Here is a 13727-nt window from a genome sequence, read left to right as displayed (position 1 = left end):
AGTAGGGCTGTAAAAGCTGATGAAATCAGCGTAGTAGAGCCCACTCAACCACTGCGTCTTGCTCGACAATCCAAAAATAATTGAGAGGCTAGGACTTTTGTCCCAGCCTCTTTTTTTATATGATCCGCACATGTGAACGATTAGTTATTAGAAATCTTGCGTTTCAAGATGACGGCTCCTGATAGGATGGCAACGCCGATCAAGATGACACCGGTAGCGACTACTTCACCTGTTTTCGGAAGGAATGTCTTACGACCTCCGTTTGTAGTTGTGGTGCCAGAATCACTTGGGTTACTAGGTTTGGTCGTATTCGTTGTTGGCCCCTCTGGCGTTGTTGTCGTAGTTGGCGTAGGTTTTGGACCTTCCGTCGTCGTTGTTGTAGTTGTTGGCTCTTGAGTCGTCGTAGTTGTTGTAGGTTCTTCAGTTGTCGTTGAAGTCGTTGTTGACTCTGGAGTTGTTGTAGTGGTAGTAGGAGTAGGTTCCTCAGTAGTTGTTGTCGTCGTAGTCGGCTCTTGAGTTGTCGTTGTAGTGGTTGTTGGCTCTTGAGTCGTTGTAGTTGTCGTCGTAGTCGTCGTAGTCGTCGTTGTCTGTTCTTTTGGATTGACGATTGTCTTCGTAACCTTATGGTCCTTACCAAAATCTTCAGCATTTACGACGGTGTCAGCCTCCTTGATCGTATAACCCGCAGGGGCCTCGGTTTCTGTTAAGATGTATTTATCTTTTAACAGACCATTGACTGTGATATTCCCATTTTTATCAGTCTCGTATTCTCCAATCACTTGGTTGTTGGCTTGACGAACGATCTTAAACTTAGCTCCAGCAAGCGGCTGGCTTTCATCGTTTACCTTATGGACATAAATGGTAAAGACATAACCGACACCAGATCCTCCTGCGACTTGGACAGCGGCTGTGTTTGTCACATCTTCTGTTTCAAACTGCTTTCCTTTAAGGGTAGCATCGTTTTTAAGAAGTTCCCCGTCTACAGGCTCGTAATTTAAGCGAACATCATAATCAATCCGATATTGATCGTTTTCGCTAATGTCCCCCAGATTGACAACAAAAGATTGACCATCTTCACTGATGGTAACAGGGTGTTGATCCGTTACATCAACACGATTTGAAAAGACCCATTCACCTGCTTCAAATGAGAACTTCCCTTTGATGACTTTGATGCTGTCTTTTACATAGGAAGCATTTGTAAATCTCAAATGATCTTCAATAGTGACTTCTTTGATATTTTGTTTACTTTTATTAACAGAAATAGTATAGGAGACTGTTTTATGGTCGTTGTCATTCACCCAACTAGTTTTTGATAATGGAGTTGGGTTACCGTCTCCGACTCCTTTAAAGGTAACCTTCCCGCCGATCTTGGTTACCCCATTGACGGTAATTTCAACAGGGACTTCCCCTTGTTGAGGGTGTTTTTTGAAATCGATACGTGCATAGAAGAAGAAGGATCCTTGGGTATCTGAATGTGTACTAACATAATCCGTGTAGGTTAAGGATATTTTCTTTTTGACATCGTCAACTTTTGCGTGAGCTATAATTTCATTCGTATTAACATCGCGAATTTCAAAACTTTGCGACGTAATGATCAAAGCATCTGGAACGGTGAGATCAGTCGTATCACCTTTTTTGACATCCTTACCAGCTAAGTCGAAATCAGCATTGATACGAAATGTTGCCCATTGTTGTAATTCCCAATCAAGGTTGCCACCTTCATTATTGGTAACTTTGATATTTTTGATTGTATCGACCAATTTTCCGCTTACTGTCACTCCAGGAGTTTCTGCTGAAGTGCGATTCAGACCTAAAGCGAAAAGCATGGCCACTAAACAAAGGACAAATGAGAAAATTTTGATATTCCTATTCTTCATCTTATCTTCCCTTTTCATAAAAAATTAGTGCCTAGTTATCAATGCCTGATTACTCTTAAAGATAGGAACGTCCAAATCCTATCTGTTGGTAATAAGAATTGAGTGCTGAGACACGACCTCCATAAAATTATTTTATAGGGTAAAATATTTTACTTTTAAAATTATTCCCTACACAGGGAATTATAGCAAAAATAATGAGTAGCTTCAAGCTAAAATTGATGAAATGAGGCAGGAATTACGAACTTTTAAGAGATTTCATCAATTTTTGTTCTCTTTTCGAAAATAACCATGAAAATGCCAACCGATTTACAAAAAAGAAGGACGGAAAAGTAAGTTTTTATTGAAAGAATACGAATAGTAGAATTGAGGAGACGCTAGGGCAAAGTGATGGTATAATAGAAGAGATAGAAACATTTTAGAATGAAAGAGGAATTATGATGACAAAAATTCGTGGATTTGAACTTGTATCAAGCTATACCAATCAGGACTTGTTGCCAAAACGGGAGACGGCCCATGCGGCTGGCTATGATTTGAAGGTAGCCGAGCGCACAGTGATTGCACCAGGAGAAATCGTCCTCGTCCCAACTGGGGTCAAGGCTTATATGCAAGCGGGTGAGGTGCTTTATCTCTACGACCGTTCGTCCAACCCTCGCAAAAAAGGTCTGGTCTTAATCAACTCTGTGGGGGTTATTGATGGAGACTACTATGGCAATCCAGGGAACGAAGGCCATATCTTTGCTCAGATGAAGAATATCACAGACCAAGAAGTGGTTCTTGAAGTTGGCGAACGCATGGTTCAGGCTGTCTTTGCACCATTTTTAATCGCAGATGGAGATGAAGCTGACGGTGTTCGAACTGGTGGATTTGGATCAACTGGGCACTAAGATGAAGATTATCTTTGTCCGTCATGGGGAGCCGGATTACCGTGAGTTAGAGGAACGTTCCTATACTGGATTCGGGATAGATTTGGCTCCCTTATCTGAGAAGGGGAGGAAACAGGCTCAGGACCTTTGCCAAAACCCCTTGTTCCAATCAGCTGATCTGCTAGTAGCTTCAGCAGTGACGCGAGCTTTAGAAACAGCTTCTTATCTGGCTTGTGCTACGGGCCTTCCTTTGAGGGTAGAGCCTTTATTGCACGAATGGCAGGTTTATGAAACAGGTATAGAGAACTTTGAGACAGCTAGATGTCTGTTTTTAGAAAACAAGGGGGAGTTGCTCCCAAATTCTCCTGTTCAATATGAGACAGCTGTAGAGATGAAGTCTCGTTTTCTAGAATGCATGGCTAAGTATCGGGAACATCAAACTGTGGTAGTTGTAGCCCATCGCATGCTCATTCGTCAATTTGTACCGAATGAAACCATTGATTTTTGCCAAGTGATTGAGTGTGAGATAGAGATTTAGAAAGAGGTTTATCATCGCTAAGAAAAAAACGACATTTATTTGTCAAAATTGTGCCTACAATTCACCCAAATACCTAGGGCGCTGTCCTAACTGTGGTTCTTGGTCTTCTTTTGTGGAGGAAGTCGAAGTTGCAGAAGTTAAGAATGCCCGGGTGTCCTTGACAGGTGAGAAAACTAAGCCTATGAAATTGGCTGAAGTAACTTCTATTAATGTCCATCGTACTAAGACCGAGATGGAGGAATTCAACCGCGTCCTTGGAGGCGGTGTCGTCCCAGGAAGTCTGGTCCTCATCGGTGGTGATCCAGGGATTGGGAAATCAACCCTGCTCCTTCAAGTATCGACCCAACTGTCTCAAGTGGGAACGGTCCTCTATGTCAGTGGTGAGGAGTCGGCTCAGCAGATTAAGTTACGGGCAGAGCGCTTGGGGGATATCGACAGTGAGTTTTATCTCTATGCTGAGACCAATATGCAGAGCGTGCGAGCAGAGGTTGAGCGGATCCAACCTGACTTTCTTATCATCGACTCGATCCAGACCATTATGTCTCCTGAGATTTCAGGGGTACAAGGATCGGTTTCTCAGGTGAGGGAAGTAACGGCTGAACTCATGCAGCTGGCTAAGACCAATAACATTGCCATCTTTATCGTTGGACACGTAACAAAGGAAGGAACCTTGGCAGGTCCTCGGATGCTGGAACATATGGTGGATACGGTACTCTACTTTGAGGGCGAACGCCACCATACCTTCCGAATCCTGAGAGCAGTCAAAAACCGCTTTGGTTCGACCAATGAGATTGGGATTTTTGAGATGCAGTCAGGTGGCTTGGTTGAGGTTCTCAATCCGAGTCAAGTTTTCCTAGAAGAGCGTTTAGACGGTGCGACTGGTTCGTCCATCGTAGTGACCATGGAAGGGACACGTCCAATTCTGGCCGAAGTGCAGGCCTTGGTGACTCCGACTATGTTTGGGAATGCCAAGCGGACGACAACAGGGCTTGATTTTAACCGAGCTAGTCTCATCATGGCAGTGCTAGAAAAACGAGCGGGTTTGCTCCTTCAAAATCAGGATGCCTACCTCAAGTCTGCAGGTGGTGTCAAGTTGGATGAGCCAGCTATCGACCTAGCCGTAGCCGTAGCCATTGCTTCCAGCTACAAGGACAAGCCAACCAACCCGCAAGAGTGTTTCGTTGGAGAGTTGGGCTTGACCGGAGAAGTCCGCCGAGTCAATCGGATCGAACAACGGATCAATGAAGCTGCTAAGCTCGGTTTTACCAAGATTTATGTACCTAAAAATTCTCTGACGGGGATTTCGACACCATCAGGGATCGAAGTTGTCGGTGTGAGTACACTGTCTGAAGTCTTGAAGAAAGTATTTTAATAGTAGAAAAGGAGGCTGGGACAAAAGTCCTAGCCTCTTAATTGTTTTTGGATTTTCGAGCAAAACGCAGTGGTTGAGTGGGCTCTACTACGCTGATTTCATCAGCTTTTACAGCCCTACTCAACTGTGCGGAGGTTAGACGACGAAATCGAATTCTAACGAATTACCGATTTCTGTCTCACTCTCTTTTTTTCAGATGTGACAGATGACGGGAGATCCTCTCTGACAGAAATAGGGAGATGTGGTAAAATAATAGATGATTTGAATTTCAAAGGAACAAAGGAGAGACCATGTCTTATTTTGATAATTTTTTAACAGCCAACCAAGCTTATGTGGCGTTGCATGGAGACCTCCGTCTTCCGATTAAGCCCAAAACACAAGTCGCCATCGTAACCTGTATGGATTCCCGCCTTCACGTGGCACCAGCACTGGGCCTGGCTCTTGGAGATGCCCATATTTTGCGGAATGCTGGAGGGCGCGTGACAGATGACATGATCCGCTCCTTGGTTATTTCCCAGCAACAGATGGGAACCCGCGAAATCGTCGTCTTGCATCATACAGATTGTGGCGCACAAACCTTTGAAAACGAAGCTTTCCGGCAGCATCTTAAGAAAGAACTGGGAGTAGATGTGGGAGAGCGCGACTTCCTCCCCTTTCAAGACATTGAAGAGAGTGTCCGTGAAGATATGGAGCTTTTAAAAGCTTCCCCTTTGATTCCAAAGGATGTAGTGATTTCAGGAGCTGTGTATGATGTGGATACCGGATTGATCTCCGAAGTGAAATAAAATAGAAGAGTTCAAGAAAACAAAACGACTTTGTTTTCTTGAACTCTTTTTTATTGGCGTAAAAAAATTGAACCAAATAGGAAAAAATGTGACAATTTGGCACAAAATATTAAAAAATATGTGGTATAATATAACATTTTAACAAGAATATTACAATTAAATTTCAACAGATTGACTCTTGATGTCAATAATGTTACAATTTTATTTGTATCATGGAATCATGAAATATGAAAAAGGAGATCCTATAAATGAAGGATATTTTCAATAGACGCCAACGCTTTTCTTTACGAAAATATAGCATTGGGGTTTGTTCTGTTCTCTTAGGAACAGCGCTCTTTGCTGCAGGTGCTCAATCTGCGTCAGCGGATGAAGCAAAAGCAGCCTCTGGACCTGCAGAAACAGCAACTTCAGAAACGCAACCTGCTGCAACAGAATCAAGTCAAACAGAAGCACCTGGTGCTTCTAAGGCATACGGGGAAGGAGCATCAGTTCCAAAAATTGACCGTTCTGGGACTGCTGCTGCAAATTCAGAAACACCAGCTCCAGCAACTGAAAAAGCTGAAGTAGCTGAAACACCAGCTGCTACAGAAAACAAGGAAGCGAAAGCTGAAGAAGCTGCAAAACCAGCTAAAGCTGAAACTAAAAAATCTGAAGAAGCTCCAAAAACGACAGCGTCATCAGAAACCAGCAAACCTGTAGAGAAGAAAAAAGAGTCAAGCTCTAAACCAGCTTCTACAACAGCGGCTACCACAGCTCAACCTACTGCAACTTCTGCTGCAGCAGGTGAAAGCTCAGAAAGAGCAGCTGCAAGAGAAGAAGCAGCTACACCAGCAGGAACGACTACTTTTTCAGCTACTGTAAGTTCAGCAGCTCCGATCACTGGTACAGAAGCAGCTGCGCAATCAGATAGAGTAGCAAGTACAAATGCTGCTGTGGCTGTGGCAAATGCTAATGAAGAACGTACAAATGCAGGAGCTTTAGCTGTAAGTAGCCGTCGTCGTGGTAAACGTGCTTTGACAGACCATAATGTGACACCGATTGATGTTGTAACGACCATTGCTTCGAATGTTTCTGCTAACCCTGACATGACAGATCCTAACGGAGCATCTGTGCACTCTCAAACAATTCCAGCTGGTTACCAAGCTAAAGAAGGAGATTTCTATACTTTTGGTATCTGGAATTTGACAAAATTTAATGCCCGTTACAACACAAACTACTATGCACGTGCTTATAAAAACTTTGATAGTTCGACAGATACTACAGTTGAACTGATCGATAAGAATACAGGTGCTGTTGTTGAAACACATACAGTCACTGCAACTAGTGGTGTTCAAAAATTCACTACAACCACTCCAAAATCTAATAATGAGTTGACACTGCAAGTGGATTACCAAGCAGGGGCTGGTCAAGGTCCTGGTAAAACAGACCAACCATTCATTCAAATGGGATTTGAAGTTGGTCCAGCGATTCAAGCTTTGGTAGCTGCTGGTCATAACCTGACTCCAGCTGAACAAGCCCGCTTTGATGCTGTTTATGACGCACGTAATTCAAATGATATCTTAAATGCAGTTGAACCTACATATAATGGTCGTCAAGTTACAGATACAAACTTTAAGATCCCTGCCAATGTTGAAAAGACCACTTACTATAAACTTGTTGACAAGAAAAACCCTACCTACAAGGAAACTGGTAAGTCTGTTACAACTCAGGACTATAAAGAAAATGGCAATGAAACTGAGTTAGCTAAATATACTCTAAAAGCTATGGAAGGGCAAAAATTCACAGCTTCTGGAGAACGCCAATTTACCAAGCAAACTGAAGATCTTGGAAATGGTATTACTAAAGAGACAGTTTATAAACTTTATCAAACGGTAGATCCAGATACAACTTCTGGTTATGTAAGCCGTCCTTACACCGTTGGTACCAAATTCATGGATGCTGAGCGTGCAGGAATTAAGCGTATCAAAGAAATTGTGGGTGAAGATGGATCTGTAGTGGTTCGTGTTTACCTACTAGATCCCAAACAACAAAGCAAACGTTCGGATGGTACTTTGAACACTGACGGTTATATGCTTTTAGCGGAGACCAAACCAATCAAGCCGGGAGAAGCTAATACTGAAGAACTAGTAGTCAAAAAGACACCGCTTACAACGATTGCGCATACGGTAACTGATCCAAAAACTGGTGCAAAAACGAACTATCCAAACGGTAAGACAGTTCCGTTCGATTTCCAATGGGCTGCTGGCTACACTCCGTATAAGACAGTCTTTGTTCCTTTCTTGGGAGACAATATCGGTCACCTTTCACCAAATTCACAATTGGAACGTGGAGTAGGAGGTATTGGTACCAACGTTGACTTGCTCAACTCCTTGACACCATACAAACAACCAATCTACTACTATGACAAGACAGAAACCATCAAGGTAAAACCAGAAGTTGAAAAACAACTTGAGGGACGTGTGCTTGTTGATGGTGAGTTCAGCTTCAAGATTAAGGAAAACTCATCTTCGCCTGGTGTGGAAGAAACTGTCACAAATAAAAATGGTAAGGCAAGCTTCTCAGAATTGTCATTTAAAAAAGAAGGTACTTATACATATACCATCACTGAAGTAAAAGGTGCAGATAAGGATGTCGACTATGATGCTATGGAAGTAACCATGACTGTAAAGGTTACGAAAGACGCTAATGGTGATTTGCAAGCTTCAGTTAAGTACACTGGTGAAGGTGGATTCAAATCAAGTGCAGATGATAAAATCTTCAACAACTACGTTGTAGCTCCAGTTAAGACTCGTTTTGACTTCAGCAAGGCTCTTGCAGGTCGTGAGTTGAAAGAAGGCGAATTTAGCTTTGTATTGAAAGATTCAACTGGTAAGACTCTTCAAACCAAGACCAATACTAAACAAGGTGTTGTAGCCTTTGATGATTTAACTTTTGACAATACACAAGTTGGTACGCACAAGTATACTGTAGAAGAAGTTCAAGGTTCTGAAGCAGGAATGACTTATGACCCAATGAAAGCTGAAGTAACAATTACTGTTACTAAGGAAGGGCACGTTCTTAAAGCGACAAATACACTTCCTGCAGATAGAGAGTTCAACAATACCTTCACACCTGTTGCTACACAAGCTCAATTCAAGTTCACTAAGAAATTGGAAGGGAAAGAGCTTACTAAGGATGCCTTCACATTTGAATTGCTTGAAAATGGTAACGTCATCCAAACTAAACAAAATGCAGCGGATGGAACCATCCAATTCGATGCAATCTCGTACGCTGCTGCAGGTACACATACTTACACTGTACGTGAAAAAGCTGGAACAGATACGAATATCGATTATGATCCAATGAACGCTGTTGTGACTGTTAACGTCACAAAAGACGCTCAAACTGGTCTTTTGAACGCTGCAGTTACTATGCCGGCAGATACAGAGTTTAACAACTTTGCAGTAGCTCCAGTTAAGACTCGTTTCGACTTCAGCAAAGCCCTTGCAGGCCGTGAGTTGAAAGAAGGCGAATTTACATTTGTATTGAAAGATGCAAATGGTAAGACTCTTCAAACCAAGACCAATACTAAACAAGGTGTTGTAGCCTTTGATAATTTGACCTTTGACAATACACAAGTAGGTGTTCACAAGTATACTGTAGAAGAAGTCCAAGGTTCTGAAGCAGGAATGACTTACGACCCAATGAAAGCTGAAGTAACAATTACTGTTACGAAAGAAGGTCACGTTCTTAAAGCAACAAATGCTCTTCCTGCAGATACAGAGTTCAACAATACCTTCACACCTGCTGCAACTCAAGCTCAATTCAAGTTCACTAAACGTCTTGAAGGGAAAGAGCTTACAAAGGATGCCTTCACATTCGAATTGCTTGAAAATGGCAATGTGATCCAAACCAAGAAAAATGCAGCAGATGGATCTATCACATTTGATGCGATTGAATACAACGCTGTAGGTGAACACACTTACACTGTACGTGAAGTAGCTGGCGCAGATACAAACATCGACTACGATTCAATGAATGCAGTCGTAACTGTTAATGTAACCAAAAATGCAGCTACAGGTATCTTGAGCGCAGCTGTTACAATGCCAGAAGACACTGAGTTTAACAACTATGTGGTTTCTCCAGTTGTAACGAAATTTGACTTCACTAAGAAGTTAGCTGGCCGTAAATTGGCTGCAGGCGAATTCAGCTTCGTATTGAAAGATGCTGCTGGTAACAAAGTTGAAACAGTGAAAAATGATGCTGACGGTAACGTAACCTTCTCAGAATTGTCATTCGACAATACGAAAGTTGGTACCCACACATATACTGTAGAAGAAGTGATTCCGGCAAACAAAGAATTTGGAATGACTTACGACCAAATGAAGGCTACAGTGACTGTTGAAGTTGCCAAGAACGGTCATTCATTGACAACTGTTACAAACGTGACATCAACAGGTGGTAAAGATGCCAATGGTAACGCTACTGATGGTACTCCAGATAAAGAATTCAACAACAAAGTTACTCCTCCAGAAACTCCAAAATTCCAACCAGAAAAATTTGTCGTTTCTAAAGAGAAATATGACATCACTGGTAACAAGTTGATGGATGACGACGATGAGTTGACAAATGAATACACTGAAACAAATGCAGATCCATATGTAGACAAGACAACCAACAACGAACCAGAAAACTTGAATACTAAGACAGTTAAACGTGGTTCTAAATTGGTTTACCAAGTATGGCTTGATACTACGAAATTTACTGAAGCGAACAACATCCAATACGTTGGTGTATCTGATACATACGACGCTGATAAATTGGACGTCAATGCAGCTGACATCAAAGCATACGATTCAGTAACTGGTGCAGAAGTAACCAATAAATTCGACATCAAAGTTGAAAACGGCACCATCACTGCAACTTCTAAAGATGAATTTATCAAAGATAAAGTAAACGCTCCTGTTATCGATACAACTAAGTTCGAATTTGGACGTTACTATAAATTTGATATTCCAGCAACTGTGAAAGAATCTGTTAAAGCTGGTGCTGATATTGAAAATACAGCCAACCAAACAGTTCACGTTTACAACCCAGTAAGCAAGACAGTTGAAAAACCTGAAAAGCCAACACAAAAACGTGTCAACAGTGTTCCAGTTCCAGTGGAAATGAACTTCACGAAACGTTTGGAAGGTCGTGAACTTCAAAAGAACGAATTCGAATTCGTATTGAAGAAAGACGGCGTTGAAGTTGAACGCGTGAAGAATGACGCTGCTGGTAAGATCGTCTTCAAGACTCTTGAATTCGGTCGTGATGATCTTGGTAAGACATACAACTACACAGTTGAAGAAACTCCTGGTACAGATGCAACTGTCAAATACGACACAATGGTTGCGACTGTTAAAGTTGTGGTATCACATGATGGTACTGCTAAAGCGATCGTTGCCAACGTAACAGATGCTGCTGATAAAGAATTCAACAACCGTGTAACACCTCCAGAAGAACCTAAGTTCCAACCAGAGAAATACGTTGTTTCTAAAGAAAAATACGATATCACTGGTGACAAGCTCGTTGACGATGATAGAGAGTTGGCAGACAAGTACGCAGATACCAATGCGAACCCATATGCGGACGATGCATCAAACAACGAAGCAGAAAACTTGAATACCAAGACTGTTGAACGTGGTTCTAAATTGGTTTACCAAGTATGGTTGGATACAACTAAATTTGATGCAGCTAACAAGGACAACATCCAAACAGTTGGTATCTCAGATAACTATGATGAAGCTAAATTAAATCTTAATAAAGCTGACATCAAAGCCTATGACTCTGTAACAGGCGCAGAAGTAACAGATAAATTCGATATCGCTGTCAACAACGGTGTGATCACTGCTAACTTGAAAGCTGGCTTCACGAAGTCACTTGGCGATGCAGAAAACACACAAGTGATCGATACAACTAAATTCGCATTTGGACGTTACTACAAGTTCGACATCCCAACAACAGTGAAAGACGATGTGGTAGCTGGTGCAGATATCGAAAATACTGCGGCTCAAGTTGTAAACTACTACAACCCAACGACTAAGAAAGTTGAAAAACCTGAAAGACCAACTGAAAAACGTGTAAACAACGTTCCAATCTCAGTTGAATTTAACTTCACTAAGAAATTGGAAGGTCGTGAACTGAAAGCTAACGAATTCACATTCGAGTTGAAAGATAGCGACAATGTTGTGATCGCAACGGCAACCAACGACGCAGACGGTAACTTCAAGTTCACTCCAGTTGACTACACAAACAAAGCTGGTAAAACTGTCACTGCCCTTAAATACCAGAAGGGTCAAGAAGGTACGTACACTTACACTGTAACAGAGGTGAAAGGTACAGACTCAACTGTTGCTTACGACCCAATGGCTGCAGTTGTAACTGTTAAAGTAAGTCATGATGGTACTGCGAAAGCATTGATCACAAACGTGACAGAACCTGCTGATAAAGAATTCAACAACAAGGTAACTCCTCCGGAAGAACCTAAGTTCCAACCAGAGAAATACGTTGTTTCTAAAGCGAAATTTGATATCACAGGTACGAAGCTCGTTGATGACGATTCTGAATTGACGGATAAATATGGTGAAACAAACACCAATCCATATGTCGATAATACAAACAACAACGAAGCTGAAAACTTGAATACTAAGACAGTTGAACGTGGATCTAAACTTTACTACCAAGTATGGTTGGATACAACGAAGTTTGACGCAGCTAACAAAGACAATATCCAAACAGTAGGAATCACAGATAACTACGACAAGGATAAATTGACGGTTAATGCTTCAGATATCAAGGTTTACGATTCAGTTACTGGTGCAGATGTAACAACTAAATTTGATATCTCTGATAACAATGGTGTTCTGACAGCTAACCTGAAAGCAGGCTTCACTAAGTCACTTGGCGACACTGAAAACACTCAAATCATTGATACTACTAAGTTCGAATTTGGACGCTACTATAAATTTGATATCCCAGCAACAGTGAAAGACGATGTCGTAGCTGGTGCCGATATTGAAAACAAGGCAGCTCAAGTTGTGAACTACTACAACCCAGTAAGCAAGAAAGTTGAAAAACCAAACAAACCAACTGAAAAACGTGTCAACAGTGTTCCAGTTCCACTTGATCTTAAATTCACGAAATCTCTTGAAGGTCGTCAATTGAAAGATCAAGAATTCACATTCGTTCTTAAGAAAGATGGCAATGTTGTCGAAACAGTGAAGAATGATGCGACTGGTAAGGTTAACTTCACTCAACTTAAGTTTGGTAAAGATGATCTTGGTAAGACTTACAACTACACTGTAGAAGAAGTTCGTGGTACAGATAGCACCGTTTCTTACGACCCAATGGTTGCGACTGTGAAAGTTGTGGTTTCTCACGACGGTACAGCTAAAGCAATCGTAGCGAATGTAACAGATGCTGCTGATAAAGAGTTTAACAACCGTGTCACTCCTCCAGAAGAACCTAAGTTCCAACCAGAGAAGTATGTATTAAATGCAGAGAAATTCTCAATCACTGATAACAAACTTCTTGATGATGATTCTGAATTAGCTGACAAGTACGCAGATACAAATGCTAACCCATATGTGGATGGTACTGCAAACAACGAAGCAGAAAACATCAATACCAAGACTGTTAAACGTGGCGACAAGTTGGTTTACCAAGTATGGTTGGATACAACTAAATTCGACGCAGCTAACAAGGACAACATCCAATCAGTAGGAATCTCAGATGACTACGATGAAGCTAAGTTGGATCTTGATTCTACTAAGATCAAAGCTTACGATTCAGTAACAGGCGCAGAAGTAACAGATAAATTCGATATCGCTGTGAACAATGGTGTGATTACTGCAACCCTTAAAGATGGCTTCACGAAGTCACTTGGCGACGCAGAAAACACTCAAGTGATCGATACAACTAAGTTCGCCTTCGGACGTTACTACAAATTTGATATTCCAACAACAGTTAAACAAACAGTTAAAGCTGGTGTAGATATCGAAAATACTGCGGCTCAAGTTGTAAACTACTACAACCCAACCACTAAGAAGGTTGAAAAACCAAGCAAACCAACTGAAAAACGTGTAAATAACGTTCCAGTTGAAGTAGAATTCAACTTCACTAAACGCTTGGAAGGTCGGGAGCTTAAAGCTAACGAATTCAGCTTCGTGCTTAAAGATTCAACTGGTAAAGAAGTTGAAACTGTAAGCAATGATGCATCTGGTAACGTTAAGTTCAAAGCTCTTGAATTCAAGAAGGGTCAAGAAGGCGTAC

General features: G+C 41.6%; 6 protein-coding genes. 5 read left to right on the top strand and 1 reads right to left on the bottom strand.

The genetic code is table 11. The annotated features are described in order from the left end of the window. Positions 1-140 precede the first annotated feature (140 nt). Positions 141-1877: an LPXTG cell wall anchor domain-containing protein gene (locus I2E70_RS04215; protein ID WP_195423577.1), complete on the bottom strand. Its 1737-nt coding sequence runs from the start codon at positions 1875-1877 to the stop codon at positions 141-143. A gap of 437 nt (positions 1878-2314) precedes the next feature. On the opposite strand from I2E70_RS04215, the gene I2E70_RS04210 reads away from it, so the two are divergent. From I2E70_RS04210 to I2E70_RS10550, 5 genes are all read left to right on the top strand, one after another. Then, on the top strand, positions 2315-2761 hold the full coding sequence (locus tag I2E70_RS04210; protein ID WP_195423588.1) for a dUTP diphosphatase: 447 nt from the start codon (positions 2315-2317) through the stop codon (positions 2759-2761). Next, positions 2712-3278 (top strand): histidine phosphatase family protein, encoded by a 567-nt coding sequence (locus I2E70_RS04205; protein WP_195423576.1) that lies wholly within the window; start codon positions 2712-2714, stop codon positions 3276-3278. The genes I2E70_RS04210 and I2E70_RS04205 overlap by 50 nt, the downstream gene beginning before the upstream one ends. Before the next feature lie 13 nt (positions 3279-3291). Next, positions 3292-4650, top strand: a complete 1359-nt coding sequence (radA, locus tag I2E70_RS04200) for a DNA repair protein RadA (RefSeq protein ID WP_416385329.1) — start codon at positions 3292-3294, stop codon at positions 4648-4650. 290 nt (positions 4651-4940) lie between these two features. Beyond that, positions 4941-5435, top strand: coding sequence for a beta-class carbonic anhydrase (locus I2E70_RS04195; RefSeq protein ID WP_195327014.1), 495 nt, complete (start codon positions 4941-4943; stop codon positions 5433-5435). Between the two features lie 248 nt (positions 5436-5683). Then, on the top strand, positions 5684-13727 hold an 8044-nt coding region (locus I2E70_RS10550; protein ID WP_229060258.1), incomplete at its 3' end, for a Spy0128 family protein.

The sequence above is a fragment of the Streptococcus parasanguinis genome (assembly GCF_015556095.1).
Lineage (GTDB): Bacteria > Bacillota > Bacilli > Lactobacillales > Streptococcaceae > Streptococcus > Streptococcus parasanguinis_Q.
This window is presented reverse-complemented; position numbering and strand designations above follow the sequence as displayed.

Coding starts and splice junctions, on each gene's coding strand:
- I2E70_RS04210 (WP_195423588.1), top strand. CDS start 2,315: ATGACAAAAATTCGTGGATTTGAACTTGTATCAAGCTATACCAATCAG.
- I2E70_RS04215 (WP_195423577.1), bottom strand. CDS start 1,877: ATGAAGAATAGGAATATCAAAATTTTCTCATTTGTCCTTTGTTTAGTG.
- I2E70_RS04205 (WP_195423576.1), top strand. CDS start 2,712: ATGAAGCTGACGGTGTTCGAACTGGTGGATTTGGATCAACTGGGCACT.
- I2E70_RS04195 (WP_195327014.1), top strand. CDS start 4,941: ATGTCTTATTTTGATAATTTTTTAACAGCCAACCAAGCTTATGTGGCG.